This window comes from Pseudovibrio sp. Ad37 (genome assembly GCF_001623075.1).
Lineage (GTDB): Bacteria > Pseudomonadota > Alphaproteobacteria > Rhizobiales > Stappiaceae > Pseudovibrio.
Genome location: NZ_LMCF01000219.1, coordinates 22,355 through 37,595, shown reverse-complemented (window position 1 = coordinate 37,595; position 15,241 = coordinate 22,355). Strand labels below are relative to the sequence as shown.

Here is a 15,241-nt window from a genome sequence, read left to right as displayed (position 1 = left end):
AAGAGACATTAGGACGGCGTATTATCTTGTCTGAGTTTACAGCAGAGAATTTCAGATCTCGGGTGATGGACCGGCTGACCGACCAAGCCTATGAACCTGCAGGAGATCACATCCTCAATCCGGATATTCCTGATTATGGTGAGGATCTGGAGCAGGTACGGGATGCTGCTGTTCTGATCGGTATTGTTGACCGGGGGACAGAGGCGTCCATTCTTTTAACCCAGCGTACCGCGCACCTGCGTTCTCATGCAGGGCAGATTGCGTTTCCTGGTGGCAAAATTGATGAGGATGATGACGGGCCTGTGGGTGCAGCCTTGCGAGAGGCGCATGAAGAAGTTGGCCTGGACTCTGACTTAGTAGAGATTTTAGGTGATCTTGGTGATTACTACACGGGCTCCGGGTATCGGGTCGTGCCGGTTCTTGCGACGGTCAAACCGCCGCTGATCCTCTCTCCCAATCCGGCAGAGGTGGATGAAGTATTTGAAGTGCCTTTGTCTTTTCTGATGAACCCTGAGAACCACCAGAAAAAAAGCGGAGAATTCAGAGGCAAAACGCGCTACTATTATGCCATGCCGTTTGAGCAGCGTTACATATGGGGTGTCACCGCTGGCATCCTGCGCGTGCTTTACAATAGGGTTTATGCCTGATGATACGAATGCTCCTGACACATGGGTTGTTGTTCTTTGTTCCTTTTATCGCCTATGCAGTGTGGGTGATGGTTGTGCGCAAGGCAAAGAAAGACAAGCGATTTCGCGATGGCCCGATGTTGTGGTTGAGCATCAGCGGAATAGCTCTTGTCATCGCCAGCCTGATGCTGCTTGCAGAGACAAGCCGCGCACCTCTTGGCTCGCAATACAGACCAGCGCAAGTGGTGGATGGTGAGTTCGTTCCAGGTGGATACGAGACTCCTCAAAAATGACCAGATTACAACAGAGCGGCTGGCTGGACAGTGCTGCTGTTCAGCGGGCTTTTGACGTTCTGGAACAAGACGGTGATGTTGCGCGTGCAGTTGGTGGAACTGTGCGCAATTCCCTACTTGGTGAAGTGGTGGATGATGTTGATATCGCCTGCACTGCCTTGCCGGATGTGGTGCTTGCCAGAGCGGAAGCTGCTGGTGTCAAAGCCATCCCAACTGGTGTTGACCATGGAACGGTGACGCTGGTTATTGATCGCCAACCGATTGAAGTGACCTGTCTGCGTGAGGATATTGAAACGCACGGACGCCATGCGACGGTTAAGTTTGGGCGGGACTGGACAAAAGACGCGCAGCGCCGCGATTTCACAATGAATGCGCTCTATGTGGACCGTCATGGTGAACTGTTTGACCCGCTGGGCGGTCTGGATGACTGCCTCAACCGGCATCTGCGGTTCATTGGAGATGCGCGTGCGCGTATTCGCGAAGATTATCTGCGCATCCTACGGTTCTTCCGGTTCTTCGCAACCTACGGGCAAGGGGAGATCAATGCGGATGGTTATGCTGCCTGTATTGAATTGAAAGATGGCCTTTCTCACCTTTCCAAGGAGCGTATCACCAAGGAAGTTCTGAGAATGTTGTCTGCACCGCGTGCTCTCGATTCTTTGCTACTGATGGAGCAGGGCGGAATCTTGCAGCTCATTTTAGGTGGAGAGGCTGCGAGCTCTCGTTTGGCGCGCCTTTTGGACCTTGAGGATTTGCCAGAAGTTGCTCTCCAGCCAGTGTTACGGCTTGGTGGTGTTGCTGGGCCGCAGGTTGCTGAGCGCCTGCGCCTTTCTAATGCGCAGAAGAAGCAGATTGAGATTGCTGCTGATATTGCTGAGGCTTTGCGTTTACACGGGCAGAGCAAGCAGCAGTTGAAAGCGTTGTTGGTTGCTCACGGTACAGATGCTGTTGTTGATGGTGTTTTGACTGCCTGGATGAGCGATATCGTGCAGGGTGAGGCGGAGCTGAAAGAGCTGCTGGCCTTTGCGCAGAACTGGGTGATACCGAATTTTCCGTTGACTGGTAAAATGATGATTGCTGGCGGTATTCCTGCCGGACCTGATATGGGCAAGGCAATGCGGCTGGCACAGCAGATCTGGGCTGATGCGGATTATCAGCAATCTGCTGAGAGTTTGCTGGAGCAGGTGAAAGTGCTGCTGGCTGATGAGGTGAAGTGATCATGAGTGTTAAGCTGCGTGGTCATCACTCGCTATGCGTGCTTACATTTATTGGGCACGGCTATTCTCCTGCGTTCTCCAAAAACTATGAGGCTGTGGTGAAGCGCCTGAATGCGGGAGAGGCTGCCCTACTGGTTGAGGGGCCGGATGAGATTTGTGCGGTTCTGATCAACGAAGAAGAGCAGCCGCATTGTTTTAATTGCAGTGTGGTGGAGCGTGATAAAGCGGCTGTGACGTTGATCTCTCGTCTGCTTGGGACTGAGCTGCGTGTTGGTGATGAGCTTGTGCTGAGTTCGCATTTGGTCACCAAGATGCGGAAGGCATATGCTGAGGGTGTTTTTAAGACAGCCTGCCAAAACTGCGAGTGGGTGGAGTTTTGTGATGAAATCTCCTCATCTGGCTTTCAAAAAGTCCATCTTCACAATCCAATGAAGCCCTGAAGTCGTTTGCCTTTGTTTTGAGGGGCTTAAGCTGCTTCTGAAATTTTCATTGGTGCGTATTCTTGTCCGAAAACCAGCTTCCACTTTTCGGGAATGCAGTTTGGTCTTCAAATTTTAACAGAATGCCCCCATATGGAGGGCAACATGAGTTTACGGGCAGGTTTAAGGGTTACATGCTTGCATTGAATAAGTTTCCAAAGTTTCTCACCTTATTGGTGTTCTCGATCGGTCTGATCTTTGTGACAGCTGACTTTGCTGAAGCAAAGCGCGGGTTTAGCTTCGGTAGCCGTGGTTCACGTAGCTATTCAGCTCCAAAAGCGACTAAGACTGCGCCAAAGACAGCTCCGGTTCAGCGAACCATGACACCTAACAACGGCACCAACACAGGTGCGCAGCAGCAAAATGCGGCTGCAGCCTCCAAGGCAGCTGCTGGTCAGCGCCGTGGTTTGTTTGGCGGTGGTTTCCTCGGCTCCATGCTGAGCGGTCTGGCGCTAGGCGGATTGCTGGGCATGTTGTTCGGTTCCGGGTTCGGCGGTATGGCCGGGTTCTTCGGCCTGATCATGCAGGTGCTGCTGATCGGCGGTGGTATCATGTTGTTGATGCGGTTCTTGCGGGGACGCCAACAGCCACAGGCCGCTGGTGCTGCTCATGGATACCAGCAGGAGCCACAGCAGAACCAGTCGTTCAGCTTTAATGATGCGGGTGCGCAGGATGCGCCGCGCCGTTCAGGATCTTCTGGCATTCCGAACACTGGTTTTGGTGGTGGTCAGGTGCCTCAGTTTGAGGAAAAGCCTGTCTTTTCTACCGAAGCGGATGATGAAATCGGCCTGACTGCGGATGACTTTGATGCCTTTGAAGCGCTGCTGACAACCGTCTGGACTGCTTACGGCTTTGAGGATTACGGTAAGATCCGCGAAATCGCGACGCCTGAAATCATGGGCTACTTTGCTGAGGAACTGGGCAAGGCTGCGTCCAACGGTCTTGTCAATGAAGTGCGCGGCATCAAGCTGCTTCAGGGTGATCTGAGTGAAGCCTGGCGTGAAGGTGACAAGGACTATGCGTCTGTCGCAATGCGTTATGAGGCTATTGATGTGATGCGTGAGCGGGCCAACAACAAAGTGGTTGAAGGCAATCCGGATGTACCGGAAGAGCGGACAGAGATCTGGTCGTTTGTTCGTGATGCCGGTGAGAGCTGGAAGCTCTCAGCTATTCAACAAGCTGATTAATCAGAGCAGATAATAGAAATTGGAAAGGGGCCTCATGGGCCCCTTTCTCTTTAATGGTTCGATGGGTCTTGTGCTGCTAAAGCAGTTCGCGTTTTAGCTGAAACGCTTGATCTGCTTTAGCTTTTGCTTTTGCGTATCTACCTCCGAAAACCGATAGGCACTTTTGGGAGATACGCTTTAGGTTGTGACAGAAAGCTTTACATCGATGTTGTTGCGGGTTGCGTTGGAATATGGGCAGACCTCATGCGCTGCAGCGACGAGTTCTTCTGCTTTTGCTTTGTCCATGCCCGGTACGGTAACTGCCAGAGCAATTTCCAGACCGAAACCACCTTCGGAGCGTGGGCCAATGCCAACGGTTGATTCTACATTTACGTCAGCAGGCAGAGCGATGTCAGACTGCTGAGACGCTACAAACTTCATAGCTCCGATGAAACATGCGGCGTATCCAGCAGCGAAGAGCTGCTCTGGATTGTTGCCTTCACCACCTGCGCCACCCAGTTCTTTTGGGGTTGCAAGTGTCAGTTCCAGAGCACCGTCCTTTGTTTTTGCAGTGCCGTCACGGCCACCGGTAGCAACTGCGCTTGTTTCATAAAGAACGTTAACTGGCATTTGGTATTCCTCGTTGTTGTTATGTATCGTGCACGATTAAATCCTATGCGATATAGTTAAGAAGAAATGTGGGGTGCTGTCAATCAAAACGTGAATTAATCGTGTGCGATTTAGTTTGACGGCTTTTATATTGATGGGTAGAACGAGGAAAGAGGATGTTACTCAGGACTGGAATACGGTGATGGCCGAGAAGAAATCTGAAGAATTTCAAGGCTTTGGTTTAGATCAGCATTTGTGCTTTGCCATCTATAAGGCCAACCACGCCTTTAATCGGTTTTATAAACCGGTGATGAAGAAGCTTGGGGTCACGTATCCGCAGTACATCACTTTGCTTGCTCTTTTGGAAAAAGACCATCAGCGCGTCTCCGAGTTGGGGGAGCGCCTGTTCCTTGAGTCGAACACTCTGACACCGTTGCTTAAGCGCCTTGAAGAAATGGGCTTTCTTGCTCGTGCGCGCTCCAAAGAAGATGAGCGGCAGGTTATTGTTAGCCTGACGAAAGAAGGGCGTGATTTGAGTGAGGGCGTGATTTACGTACAGCACTGCGCCTTTTCGAATCTGGATGTGCCGGTAGAAATCATTGGCCAGCTGGTTGAGCAGCTTAATGACATTCAGGAGATGTTGACGGAAGCCAAAGAGAAGGTTTCCAGCTAAAGATCAGCTGTCGGGCAGCATCGCTTTTTCAAAGGGATCGCGGCCATGCTGATCATATAAGCAGCACAGGTCCTGCACTTCTTCTTTTAACAAGACAAACAGAGAAAAGCCGACGAGCTCTCCGTCAATGTGGATTGGGGAGACGGTGACGAGTATGGTGGTGGTTCCGTATGGATTGGCCACATACCGCACCGGGTCTTTGCGGCCATCTTTGAACAGCTGCAGCATGGCATCAAACCGCGAGTTGGTGATGGCGCGGCGGTGGTTTTCTTTTTCGTTGTGCCCGATGTGGCGGGGCTGGCGATCCAGATTTTCTGAAGCCCATTTGTTGTAGTAGAGCAGCTTGCCGTCTTTATCGATGATGGTGACACCGATGCCTGCTTCTTCCAGCAGGCGGTCAGCCCAGCCTGACAGTCTCCACGCTTCCAGAATGCGTTGTTCAGTGACTTCCGGCAGTTCGCTCTTGTTGTCAGTCATGTCTGCTTACTCGCTGTTCGCCCAAACCTTAGCGAAGGCGAGTAAGCAATTGCTTTCAGAAATACTCGGGTTTTCTAAAGCTATGAGAATGCGGCGGCTGTTTTGAACTTGCGCTGGCGTGCCCAGAGAATGCCCAGTGAACCCGCCGTCATGATGACGCCTGCCAGAATGGCGATTGGATCTAGTAGTGTCTGAGGCAGATAGCCAGTTTTGTCGGCGATGAGCTCAAACAGCAATGAGGTGAACGGCAGAGCGGCGATTGTGGCAACGTAGTTCTGACTGCCAACCAGATTAATCGCCTGCATGGACAGGAACATGGACACACCGCGCAGGGTTATGCCGACACAAATGGCCGCGAGCCACATGGTTGGGCTCCAGACCTGTGTCAGGTCGATGAGCGGCAGGTTGCTGGTCCAGTCCGTTGCTTGCTGTGTTGCTGCAGGGCCATCGGTGATGAGAGAGAGGGCGGCGAGGGCGATGAGCATGATCAACGCGCTAGCCACCAGCATGATACCGCTGAGCGAGGCACGTTCCTTCAGATCATCTCCCTGATTTTGCGGGTGGAACTCAGCGATAATAACGGAGGCAACCACTGCGAATTCTGAGAAGATCATCAGATAGACGGCGGGGTTGGAGTAGGTGCCTTCCAGCGAGGAGATCAGCAGAACAACGCCAAGAATAATGATCAGATGACCGGGCAGTTCCAGAGCGGTGGGGAGCCGGAAAAACAAGAGAGCAAAGGCGAGCGCTGAAAACGGAACGGAGACAAGGCCGAAAAAGCCTGCGTTCGCCGCACTTATGTACAGCAGTGAGGCTGTGAAACAGGCTGCGGAGAGGACACGGGCAACCCCGTAGGCCCAGGTGTAAGGGCTCTTGAGCGCATCCATTGTTGCGCCCAGCTTTCGGCTGACGGCGATGAGGAACAGGCCGCCAAACATCAGCTGAATGATAGTGAAGATCCATGGATCAAGATTGTAAGTAAGCAGCAAGCCTTTGCTTATGACAATCAGAAACGCCCAGCTTACCATGGTGGCAAGGCAGACAATCAAGCCCTTGGAGGTCAAACTTAGTACTCCTCTCCGACGAATTCGCCGGTGATTTTCAGGCCATCAATTCCGGTCTGGCCGTTTTCTTTATAAATGCGCCTTGGGTATGCCCCTGCATGATTGGCAATATGATCAGCAAGTTGCTCAGAATGTGTGACGAGCCAGATCTGGCTGCGCTCTGAGGCTTTGGCAATGACTTTGGCGAATGGTTCCAGCAAGTCAGGGTGCAGGCTGGCTTCGGGTTCGTTGAGGGCAATGAAGGAGGGCAGGCGATAGGATAACATAGCGCCAAGCAGGGCGAGATATTGCAATGTGCCGTCCGACAGTTCCTGAGAGGGGAACGGGCGGCGGATTTCCGGTGTCTGTAATGCGAAGCGGCAATCCTGCCCATTGGCTTCGATGATCAGCTTGCTGTTGGGGAAGGCATCATCGACCGCTTCCTGGAGATAGAAGGTGTCCTTGCGGATTTCCTTCAGCGTTGCGAAAACCGCTGCGAGATCGTTGCCGTCTGATGAGAGCGTTGGGGTGGTGACATTGGGGCTTGGACGACGTAACAGGCTGTCCCGGTCACTGCGGAAGGTGTGGTAGAAACGCCAGTCTGCGATTGCACGGCGGACCAGATCCAACTCTGGAAACTGACTGCCATCGCGAATGCTGGCGAGCGCCGTCTCGGAAGGCAGAAGTTCGTTGTCGTAGGTTACTTTGCTGCCGTTGCTGGCGCGCAGAAAGGCACTTGAGCCTTTGCGGTTCATCAGCACGACAGACTTGGAGTCTGTCAGAAGGTTTAGTTCTTCTTCTCTCACCATGGTCTCATAGGGCAGGGCGGGATCAGAGATCGGGTTGGGCAGGCCCAGCTGGATGCGGTAGGAGAGATCTCCCAGATCGGCACGCAGGATGATGCGCTTCTTTTCGTGGGTTTTCAGGTCCCCTGCCCACATGACGCTGTCTACGCCGCCTTCCTCTGAAACGGCGCGGGTGATACGGCCCAGTGCGGCTTGCTGCAGAAGTTCAAGCGACTTGTAGAGGTTGGTTTTACCGACGCCATTGTTGCCGACAAACACGTTGACGGCACCAACTCGCATGAACAGCTTATGTACGGAACGGTAATTCTTAATACCGATCGCCGAAAGAGGGGGCATAGACATCTGGTGAAACTTTTTTGATATATCTTCGGTAGGTATGGTTGAGAATAAGCAGGTTGGCTCACGAATGTAAATTGAACCGCGGCATTCATGCACCGGAAATTCACGTTTTGTTCGCCTGTGGTTGATGAAGCCCTGTGCTTCATGGCAGGGTTGTCTAAACTGCTTTATGGTTTCGTTGTCGTGTGTTCTCGCCTGAGAGGGATCATTCCTTTTTCGGGACTGCGCTTGAGAGGTAAGTGTCAATGTCTGATCAAAATTCTGATGGTATGCGGCAGGAATCCGATAGTTTTGGTGTGCTGGATGTCCCGATTGGCAAATATTGGGGCGCGCAAACCGCACGGTCTCTGATCAATTTTCCCATTGGCCGGGAGCATCTGCCACCTGCGCTGATCCATGCATTGGGCGCGGTGAAGCTGGCTGCTGCCAGGGTGAATATGGAAGAGGGGCGTTTGTCAGAAGATCTGGGCAAGGCCATTTGTCAGGCAGCGACCGAGGTGATTTCCGGCAAACTGGATGCGCATTTCCCGCTGGTGATCTGGCAGACGGGGTCTGGCACACAGTCCAACATGAACACCAACGAGGTGATTGCCAACCGCGCCATTGAGTTGCTTGGCGGACAGATCGGCACCAAGTCTCCTGTACACCCCAACGATCACGTGAATATGGGGCAGTCCTCCAACGACACCTTCCCGACGGCCATGCATATTGCGGCTGCTTGTGAGATCAACAAAGTGCTGCTGCCGGCCCTGACACATCTACACGACACCATGGAAGCCAAGGTGGCGGCCTTTGCGGATATCGTGAAAATTGGCCGGACGCACACGCAGGATGCGACGCCTTTGACGTTGGGGCAGGAGTTTTCTGGTTATGTGGCGCAGCTGGAGTATTCCAAGGAGCGTATTGAGCAGAGCCTTGTGGGGCTTTATCGCCTTGCGCAGGGCGGCACAGCTGTCGGAACCGGGCTTAATTCAACGCCAGAGTTTGCCAGTGCGTTTGCTACTCACGTGAGTGAGGTGACAGGTCTGCCATTCGTGACGGCGGTCAATAAATTTGAGGCACTGGCCACGCATGATGCGGCTGTGTTTGCACATGGTGCGCTGAACACGCTGGCTTGTTCGCTGATGAAGATTGCCAATGACATTCGTTTCCTTGCCTCCGGTCCGCGTTCCGGTCTTGGTGAGATCAGCCTGCCAGCCAACGAGCCGGGCTCTTCTATCATGCCGGGTAAGGTGAACCCGACCCAGTGTGAAGCGGTGACCATGGTTTGTGCTCAGGTGATGGGCAATCAGACTGCGGTGAGTGTGGGTGGATCGACAGGGCACTTTGAGCTGAACGTGTTCAAACCTGTGATTGCCAACAGCCTGCTGCAATCCATTGAGCTTCTGGCCGATTGCATGGTGAGCTTTGCGGACCGCTGCGTTGTTGGCATTGAGCCAAACATTGAGCGTATTGAAGAGTTGCTGGAACGGTCCTTGATGCTGGTGACAGCACTTGCGCCCACCATTGGCTATGACAAAGCAACCGAGATTGCCAAGTCAGCACATAAGAACGGCACGACGTTGAAGGAAGAGGCTCTTCGTCTTGGCTATGTGTCTGCGGAGGAGTTTGACCGTGTTGTCCGGCCAGAAAAGATGGTCAGGCCTGGGTAGGGTGATTGCCACCTATCATGATGTCCAAAACGTGTTTCAGGCAGGCTTTTGCGTCTGCCTCCTCTAACTGCTGAGCCCCAATGAGCGTTGCGTAAAGGATCTGGCTGTTGGTCTTTGCATGCTTCTTGGTCTGCGGGATTTGTGAGAACAGATTCTCGACGTACTCCAGACGCCGCTGATCTATCTTGCTCATATAGGTGCTGGCGAGATCATCAAACTGCGCCCAGTTGCGGATCGCGGCAGAAACGCCGTTTGCGCCATACTCCAATGAGACTTCCTGTGCTGCGATCTCAATCAGATCAAAGAGACGCTGTTTGGGGTCGGGGCTGCCTGCATCCACTTGCGCGATAATTTGTTGTGTGGCCAGTTGCTCCCAATGGTCCAGCATTGCTTTTTTCAAAGCAGCGACATCCTTGAAGTGCCAATAGAACGAGCCCTTGCTCACCTTCAGTGTTCTGGCAAGCGCTTCGGCCTTCAGGCTCTGAGGTCCATTCGTCGCTAGCGAGCGGAAGCCGCCTTTGATCCAGTCCACTGCTGTGAGTTTAGTTTTCTCTGTCATTCTTTCACCATACGCTGCCGTATTGACAGGGTCCAGCATTAAGCTACCATACGCTACCGTATGGAATCAAAGATGAGGGAATTCCAATGAATAAGTGGCTTTTGGCTTCTGGTATCCTGTCGTTGTTGTTGATGCTGGTACATGTGTTTCTGGGTGGGCCAGAGATCCACGGTGCTGTATTGGGCAGTGATCTTCATCCTGTGGTGATCGCGGTGCTGTCGGTGGTTTGGCATGGGATTACGGTGGTGATGTTGGTCAACGGTGTGTTGTTGCTGGCAGCTGCCTTTAGAGAGGAACTGGCCGCTGGTGTTGCCTGGGTGGTGATTGGGCAATATGGCGGGTTCACGCTGCTGTTCATCTACTATGGCCTCACCCAGTTGGGTAACCTGATGGATATGCCACAGTGGATTTCCTTCGCTATCATCGCTGGCTGTGTGGTGATGGGATTGCGGAAGGCCGGGCGTGCAAATGCATTGCGGAGTTCTGTAGCCTGAGTGGTTGAAATGGGTAACGCCCAAAACTGCTACGTGTTGACATTTCGCGGTTTGCGCTTTTATTGTCATCACCGGTCGGCAGTTCCCAAGGCGTCGCTGCCCCGTAAGGGGAGCTAAACCTGCCATTCACTTCGACAGCAATCGACATTCTTGTCCGATGCCGCTTCGCAAGCCAGCGACCACGAAAATGTAATGCGGCTCGAGAGGATTTTTCAATGTCGAGAGTCCCAGTCCCTCTTCGTTCGCCTGATATCTCCACGTTTGCGCGTAGTGTTGCCCGCCAGATGAAATCTCGCGGTGATGCTCCCTCGCATGTGGAGTTGATGAACATGCTCGCCAAAGCGGCGGGTTTCCAGAACTTCCAGCATCTAAAAGCTTCGCATTCTGCGGGTCGTCGCCTCGATACCGAGCCGGTTGTCGAGACGGTAGACCATCGGCTTGTTGAGCGCGCCCTCAATCAGTTTGATGATTTGGGGCGATTGGTGAGCTGGCCGTCACGGCGGCAGGTTCAGGTGCTTTGTCTTTGGCAGTTGTGGTCCCTTATTCCGGCTGGTGCATCGCTTCGGGAGAAAGAGATCAACATGCTGCTCAAGGAAGGGCACTGTTTTGCTGACCCTGCTTTGTTAAGGCGTGAGCTGTTTAGTCTCGGGCTTTTACATCGTAATCGGGATTGCTCTGATTACAGACGGCAGGAGCAGCAACCACCGCTGGAAGCGCGTGATCTGATCAAGCGTTTGAAGGGGAGAAGTTTGAAACGTGAGACTGGCAGTTCTGCCATGTCGTTTATCGTGCGACCGAGCGCTTAAGCTGGTTTTCACTTCCAAAGAGACAGAAAGCTCCCCAACACGTGGGTTGGGGAGCTTCTTTATTCTGTTGTGGCTTATGGCCACTTTACCACTGGCGGCATGGAGGACAGGATGGAGGAGACGTTTCCGCCTGTCTTGAGGCCGAAGATTGTGCCGCGGTCGTAAAGGAGGTTGAACTCCACGTAACGGCCACGACGGACCAGCTGTTCTTCGCGTTGTTCGAGCGTCCATGGGGTCAGGAAGTTTTTGCGGATCAGCTTTGGATAGATGTCGAGGAAGGCGTTGCCGACGGATTTGGTGAGGGCAAGGTCTGCATTCCAGTCGCCGGTGTTGTGGCGATCGTAGAAAATGCCACCGATGCCGCGTGCTTCGTTGCGGTGAGGCAGATAGAAGTACTCGTCGCACCACTTCTTGAAGTGCTCGTAATCAGCCCCCGGATGGTCTGCGCAGGCTGCTTTCATAGCCTCATGAAATTCGACAGTATCCGGATCTTCCTGCGTGCGGCGTGCGCTGAGCACAGGTGTCAGGTCTGCTCCACCACCAAACCACTGCCTGGTGGTGACGACCATGCGGGTGTTCATATGCACTGCTGGTACATTTGGATTGTGCATGTGGGCGATCAGGGAGATGCCGGAGGCCCAGAAACGCGGATCTTCGCTGGCTCCGGGGATCTGGTCGCGGAACTCTGGCGAGAACTCACCGTGTACGCTGGAGACGTGTACGCCAACCTTCTCGAACACACGTCCATGCATCAGGGACATGACACCGCCGCCGCCGTGGCCGCCGCTGTGGTCTGTACGTTCCCATGGGGTCCGCTCGAAACGTCCCGCTGGCTGGTCGGAGAGGGGGCCGTCCAGTTCCCCGACTTCTACTTCCAGCTGCTCAAAGGCATTGCAAATGTTGTCACGCAGCTGACTGAACCACGCGGATGCCTCTTGTTTTTTGTCTTCCAGATCTGCTGGAAGCGTGTTTTGTGTCTCGCTCATAGTCCCTCCTTGAGCGCAAAGCGTTCTTTGCTGTTCTATGTAAGGGAGCGCAACTGAGAAGTACAGGTGAGGCAGAGCGGTGCACGGAGCTATTTGGATCTGTCGAGGATGACCGGATACTTTTCCGGCTGGACATAATTGCCGTCACATTGGGGCTTGGCACGGAACTCTATCAGCTTGGGGTAGCCGTTTGAGGTGAACTTGTGGACCTCGTAAGTGCCACAGTCTCCAAGCCCGCGGCCTTCCGTGAAGCTGGTCAGATCTCCGGTCTTGATATCCCAGACACCGTTGAAGACCACGTCAGGGTTGTCGTTGCCTTCGTGTTTTGGGCGTTCAAAGGTCAGCAGCTTGGCGTTGTTGGGCTGGCGGGAATTTATACGGATGTAGAGGTGGGCCATGTTGTAAAGGTTGTTGGCGCACATGAACTCCAGCACCTTTACGTCCTTGCTGAACTGCAAGACGTGGTTGCCGGTTAAGTCGTAGGCGTCTTCCCAATCACAGGGGTAGGCTGCATTCAGCATGTTTATGTAGCGGTTCAGGATTGATGGATCGTGCTGTGTGACGGGTTTAACAGGTTCGGCGTGTAACGAGCTTGCCAGTAGAGCTTCGAAGAGAACGGTTGCTGCAAAACAGGTTGCGAATGTTCGGGGCAAGGTTTGGAACACGGCGATCTTCCTCTTTGGACAACCCAAAAGCAGTTCGCATTTAAGTTGAAACATATGAACTGCTTTAGTCTTTGTTTTTGCGTATCTTTATCCGAAAACCGATTTCCACTTTTCGGAGATACGCTGTAGTCTTCTTACTGTGTCCCTGAAGATGCCTTGCCAGCCTTACTCTTGCGCTAAAACTCTTGGTTTCATCGCGCTTACCAAGAAGCCTCGGGCTTTAATGGACTTGCTGGTCGCTTTTACCTTGGCGGGTAGATCAACGGGTAATCCGTTGGCTCACGGAATTTGCCGTCACACTGCCGCTTGGTGCGATACTCCACGAGTTCCAGATACCCTTTGGGTGTGAAGCGGTGGATTTCAAAAGAGCCACAGTCAGAGAGGCCGCGATCCACTGTGAAGCTGGTGAGAGCGCTGCGATTGTGATCCCAAAAGCTGTTGAACAGAATGTACCGGCTGGTGACTGGCTGGTCCTCAGGATGATCGAGGGAGACGAGTTTTGCAGGCTGGTTTGAGTTTTGGGTGCGACGGATATAGAGGTTCGCCAGATTGTTCATGCCAACGGTGCAGGAGAACTCGAGCACCTCGATGCCGTTGCCGAAGTCGTAGAGGTTATACCCGCTTCGTGTGTGTGCATCATGCCAATCACAAGGGTATATCTCGTCCAGCAGGTGGAGATATTGATTCAAGACGGCTTCGTCATGCAGGTTGGCATGGAGGACGGGTTCGAGCGGTGCTCCTGCGAAAGTAGGCTGTGGAACTGACAGCAAAAATGCAAAGCAAAACAGATGAGCGAATTTTCTCGAAAGACTCTCAAACATCGCAATAAAAACCTAAATCGCGCAAAGCAACGCATTCAATAACGCAACTAGTTTAGGTTGTGTTTTATTCAAAAACAATCTGTTTGACGAAGAGCTTCACCCAGGACCATGCCAGTGGAAACAGCCATGTTGAGAGATCGCATGCCGTTCTTCATTGGAATCAGCAGCCTTGCATCTGCAACTTGATGGATATCTTCCGGCACGCCAGAACTTTCGCGACCCATCAGGATCAGGTCGTCTTTCTTGAAAGCGAACTGCGTATAGGGGCGTGATCCTTTGGTGGTCATGAGGATAAGTCGGCGTTTTTCGGCTAACTGCCATTCACGAAAACTCTCCCAATCCATATGGCGTTGGAGTTTGGCGCGTTCGATGTAATCCATGCCAGCCCGTTTAAGTGCATGATCAGACAGGGGGAAGCCTGCCGGTTCGATCAGGTGTACCGTCACATCCATGCAAGCGGCCAGCCGTAATAGGGTCCCGGTGTTCTGCGGAATGTCTGGCTGGTAAAGGGCAATATCTGGCATGTTGTCGGGTGCTCGCGTTGTTTCCTAAAAGAATGGCTTATGGAAGCATCTCTTGGGCATCTAGAGGAACCCGGGGAAAATCTCCAGAAAAATCATAGAGTTTGTTGATAGGTGGGGCATTCCGGTAGGTGAAACCTAATGGAAATCAAGAGGTTCTATCTGAATTCGTGATATATGTTGCGAAAAAGATACACCACATCCTAAAGTGGTTTTCCGTATTTTTTGGGGCTAGGCATATCTCCGCCTTTATGAGTATAAGCATCTCGCACCGGCCGAGAGCCCTCATCTTACTTGACGAGACTCTCCGAGTTGCTGATCGCCCGATCAGCTATTTTTTAACGTTGGAACTAGGGAGACATACATGATTACTGAATTTGTGCTCGTGAACGTAAATGTTCTCCCAGCGACTGGCGCATGCGCTATGCATCCCGCCAAAAACGCAGGTTACGCCGTTTCCGCTTAGAAGGCGGATTTCCAACACTTTCTAGCTCGTATTTTCTTAATGCAGCCCTCTTCACGGACGTATTACGTCTGCGGTTGCATGCATATGTTGTCGGAGTATCTCCAATGATTACGTCATTTATCTGGGCGCAGATCGCGTCCCGTGACGATTCTGCATCTCAAATTCCGGTCGATGGTGGCCGGTATGTGCGCTCGGCTGGTTCTGAAAAAGGAACGTTTTCTCAAAGCCTTGGGCACGCGTTCTGGTTCTTGATGATTAGTGCCGGAGTCGCATTTTTTACAATTATTCCAACGCTTTACGCTGAGTTGGCGTCGGTTGAAATTGTAAGAGCAAACGGAATCGATGAAGCTGGCTCTCTGTTTCAGGGACGTCTGGTGGATACCCTGGTTGGCGCTTTTGCGGTTGGGGTTGGAATTGCCAGTGTTATCTGGACTTTTTCCGGCTCTCCGAAAGATAACCGGGATCCTTACGATCGAGATGAGCGGCTGCAGTAAGCAGCCGTCATCCTCTTACCATGTTGACGTGGTAGAGCACCTCGCAAAC

19 protein-coding genes are annotated in these 15,241 nt (G+C 52.7%); 10 read left to right on the top strand and 9 right to left on the bottom strand.

All coding sequences use genetic code 11. The annotated features are described in order from the left end of the window. Positions 1-26 precede the first annotated feature (26 nt). The 5 genes from PsAD37_RS24655 (at position 27) to PsAD37_RS24635 (ending at position 3,802) form a co-directional block, all read left to right on the top strand. Positions 27-647 (top strand): CoA pyrophosphatase, encoded by a 621-nt coding sequence (locus PsAD37_RS24655; protein ID WP_084408108.1) that lies wholly within the window; start codon positions 27-29, stop codon positions 645-647. Continuing rightward, positions 647-919: a DUF6111 family protein gene (locus PsAD37_RS24650; RefSeq protein ID WP_208860182.1), complete on the top strand. Its 273-nt coding sequence runs from the start codon at positions 647-649 to the stop codon at positions 917-919. The genes PsAD37_RS24655 and PsAD37_RS24650 overlap by 1 nt, the downstream gene beginning before the upstream one ends. Further along, a complete protein-coding gene (locus PsAD37_RS24645) occupies positions 916-2,136 on the top strand; it encodes a CCA tRNA nucleotidyltransferase (protein ID WP_063298340.1) in 1,221 nt (406 codons plus the stop codon). The genes PsAD37_RS24650 and PsAD37_RS24645 overlap by 4 nt, the downstream gene beginning before the upstream one ends. Positions 2,137-2,138: 2 nt before the next feature. Continuing rightward, positions 2,139-2,576: a DUF1284 domain-containing protein gene (locus tag PsAD37_RS24640; RefSeq protein WP_063298339.1), complete on the top strand. Its 438-nt coding sequence runs from the start codon at positions 2,139-2,141 to the stop codon at positions 2,574-2,576. Between the two features lie 173 nt (positions 2,577-2,749). After that, positions 2,750-3,802: a Tim44 domain-containing protein gene (locus tag PsAD37_RS24635; RefSeq protein ID WP_063298338.1), complete on the top strand. Its 1,053-nt coding sequence runs from the start codon at positions 2,750-2,752 to the stop codon at positions 3,800-3,802. Between the two features lie 177 nt (positions 3,803-3,979). Here PsAD37_RS24635 and PsAD37_RS24630 read toward each other — a convergent pair whose 3' ends face one another. Continuing rightward, positions 3,980-4,411 (bottom strand): organic hydroperoxide resistance protein, encoded by a 432-nt coding sequence (locus PsAD37_RS24630; RefSeq protein ID WP_063298337.1) that lies wholly within the window; start codon positions 4,409-4,411, stop codon positions 3,980-3,982. Positions 4,412-4,592: 181 nt separating this feature from the next. Here PsAD37_RS24630 and PsAD37_RS24625 point away from each other — a divergent pair, with 181 nt between their 5' ends. Beyond that, positions 4,593-5,063 (top strand): MarR family winged helix-turn-helix transcriptional regulator, encoded by a 471-nt coding sequence (locus PsAD37_RS24625; RefSeq protein ID WP_208992072.1) that lies wholly within the window; start codon positions 4,593-4,595, stop codon positions 5,061-5,063. Positions 5,064-5,066: 3 nt separating this feature from the next. Here the strand turns inward: PsAD37_RS24625 and PsAD37_RS24620 are convergent, their stop codons facing one another. The 3 genes from PsAD37_RS24620 to PsAD37_RS24610 form a co-directional block, all read right to left on the bottom strand. Further along, positions 5,067-5,540, bottom strand: coding sequence for a PAS domain-containing protein (locus PsAD37_RS24620; protein ID WP_063298335.1), 474 nt, complete (start codon positions 5,538-5,540; stop codon positions 5,067-5,069). Between the two features lie 80 nt (positions 5,541-5,620). Further along, positions 5,621-6,604 (bottom strand): EamA family transporter, encoded by a 984-nt coding sequence (locus tag PsAD37_RS24615; protein WP_208992071.1) that lies wholly within the window; start codon positions 6,602-6,604, stop codon positions 5,621-5,623. Between the two features lie 2 nt (positions 6,605-6,606). Then, on the bottom strand, positions 6,607-7,731 hold the full coding sequence (locus tag PsAD37_RS24610; RefSeq protein ID WP_063298334.1) for an AAA family ATPase: 1,125 nt from the start codon (positions 7,729-7,731) through the stop codon (positions 6,607-6,609). Between the two features lie 242 nt (positions 7,732-7,973). Here PsAD37_RS24610 and fumC point away from each other — a divergent pair, with 242 nt between their 5' ends. After that, complete coding sequence (gene fumC, locus PsAD37_RS24605) at positions 7,974-9,380, top strand: class II fumarate hydratase (RefSeq protein WP_057463612.1); 1,407 nt, start codon at positions 7,974-7,976, stop codon at positions 9,378-9,380. Here the strand turns inward: fumC and PsAD37_RS24600 are convergent. Continuing rightward, positions 9,367-9,939, bottom strand: coding sequence for a TetR/AcrR family transcriptional regulator (locus PsAD37_RS24600; protein WP_063298333.1), 573 nt, complete (start codon positions 9,937-9,939; stop codon positions 9,367-9,369). The genes fumC and PsAD37_RS24600 overlap by 14 nt on opposite strands. A gap of 86 nt (positions 9,940-10,025) precedes the next feature. Between PsAD37_RS24600 and PsAD37_RS24595 the strand changes: the two genes are divergently transcribed. Then, positions 10,026-10,433 carry a hypothetical protein gene (locus PsAD37_RS24595; RefSeq protein ID WP_063298332.1) on the top strand — a complete coding sequence of 136 codons (408 nt, stop codon included), beginning with the start codon at positions 10,026-10,028 and terminating at the stop codon, positions 10,431-10,433. A 215-nt stretch (positions 10,434-10,648) separates the two neighbouring features. Beyond that, entirely contained in the window at positions 10,649-11,239 is a 591-nt protein-coding gene (locus PsAD37_RS24590; protein WP_208992070.1) for a DUF2087 domain-containing protein, read from the top strand. Between the two features lie 74 nt (positions 11,240-11,313). Here PsAD37_RS24590 and hemF read toward each other — a convergent pair whose 3' ends face one another. From hemF to PsAD37_RS24570, 4 genes are all read right to left on the bottom strand, one after another. Beyond that, the gene (gene hemF / locus PsAD37_RS24585) at positions 11,314-12,225 is read right to left on the bottom strand and encodes an oxygen-dependent coproporphyrinogen oxidase (protein WP_063298331.1); all 912 of its coding nucleotides are present in this window, start codon (positions 12,223-12,225) and stop codon (positions 11,314-11,316) included. An 89-nt stretch (positions 12,226-12,314) separates the two neighbouring features. Continuing rightward, positions 12,315-12,890, bottom strand: a complete 576-nt coding sequence (locus PsAD37_RS24580) for a DUF1176 domain-containing protein (protein WP_208992069.1) — start codon at positions 12,888-12,890, stop codon at positions 12,315-12,317. A gap of 242 nt (positions 12,891-13,132) precedes the next feature. Next, positions 13,133-13,579 (bottom strand): DUF1176 domain-containing protein, encoded by a 447-nt coding sequence (locus tag PsAD37_RS24575; RefSeq protein WP_208992068.1) that lies wholly within the window; start codon positions 13,577-13,579, stop codon positions 13,133-13,135. A gap of 200 nt (positions 13,580-13,779) precedes the next feature. Then, the gene (locus PsAD37_RS24570) at positions 13,780-14,235 is read right to left on the bottom strand and encodes a tRNA (cytidine(34)-2'-O)-methyltransferase (protein WP_063298329.1); all 456 of its coding nucleotides are present in this window, start codon (positions 14,233-14,235) and stop codon (positions 13,780-13,782) included. Positions 14,236-14,802: 567 nt separating this feature from the next. On the opposite strand from PsAD37_RS24570, the gene PsAD37_RS24565 reads away from it, so the two are divergent. Further along, positions 14,803-15,192 (top strand): hypothetical protein, encoded by a 390-nt coding sequence (locus tag PsAD37_RS24565; protein ID WP_063298328.1) that lies wholly within the window; start codon positions 14,803-14,805, stop codon positions 15,190-15,192. Positions 15,193-15,241: the final 49 nt, after the last annotated feature.

Bases quoted from the DNA above. Each gene is read 5' to 3' on its own strand.
- PsAD37_RS24620 (WP_063298335.1), bottom strand. From the start codon at position 5,540: ATGACTGACAACAAGAGCGAACTGCCGGAAGTCACTGAACAACGCATT.
- PsAD37_RS24630 (WP_063298337.1), bottom strand. From the start codon at position 4,411: ATGCCAGTTAACGTTCTTTATGAAACAAGCGCAGTTGCTACCGGTGGC.
- PsAD37_RS24650 (WP_208860182.1), top strand. From the start codon at position 647: ATGATACGAATGCTCCTGACACATGGGTTGTTGTTCTTTGTTCCTTTT.
- PsAD37_RS24625 (WP_208992072.1), top strand. From the start codon at position 4,593: ATGGCCGAGAAGAAATCTGAAGAATTTCAAGGCTTTGGTTTAGATCAG.
- PsAD37_RS24565 (WP_063298328.1), top strand. From the start codon at position 14,803: ATGATTACGTCATTTATCTGGGCGCAGATCGCGTCCCGTGACGATTCT.
- PsAD37_RS24610 (WP_063298334.1), bottom strand. From the start codon at position 7,731: ATGTCTATGCCCCCTCTTTCGGCGATCGGTATTAAGAATTACCGTTCC.
- PsAD37_RS24645 (WP_063298340.1), top strand. From the start codon at position 916: ATGACCAGATTACAACAGAGCGGCTGGCTGGACAGTGCTGCTGTTCAG.
- PsAD37_RS24595 (WP_063298332.1), top strand. From the start codon at position 10,026: ATGAATAAGTGGCTTTTGGCTTCTGGTATCCTGTCGTTGTTGTTGATG.
- PsAD37_RS24600 (WP_063298333.1), bottom strand. From the start codon at position 9,939: ATGACAGAGAAAACTAAACTCACAGCAGTGGACTGGATCAAAGGCGGC.
- PsAD37_RS24570 (WP_063298329.1), bottom strand. From the start codon at position 14,235: ATGCCAGATATTGCCCTTTACCAGCCAGACATTCCGCAGAACACCGGG.
- hemF (WP_063298331.1), bottom strand. From the start codon at position 12,225: ATGAGCGAGACACAAAACACGCTTCCAGCAGATCTGGAAGACAAAAAA.
- PsAD37_RS24590 (WP_208992070.1), top strand. From the start codon at position 10,649: ATGTCGAGAGTCCCAGTCCCTCTTCGTTCGCCTGATATCTCCACGTTT.
- PsAD37_RS24640 (WP_063298339.1), top strand. From the start codon at position 2,139: ATGAGTGTTAAGCTGCGTGGTCATCACTCGCTATGCGTGCTTACATTT.
- PsAD37_RS24635 (WP_063298338.1), top strand. From the start codon at position 2,750: ATGCTTGCATTGAATAAGTTTCCAAAGTTTCTCACCTTATTGGTGTTC.
- fumC (WP_057463612.1), top strand. From the start codon at position 7,974: ATGTCTGATCAAAATTCTGATGGTATGCGGCAGGAATCCGATAGTTTT.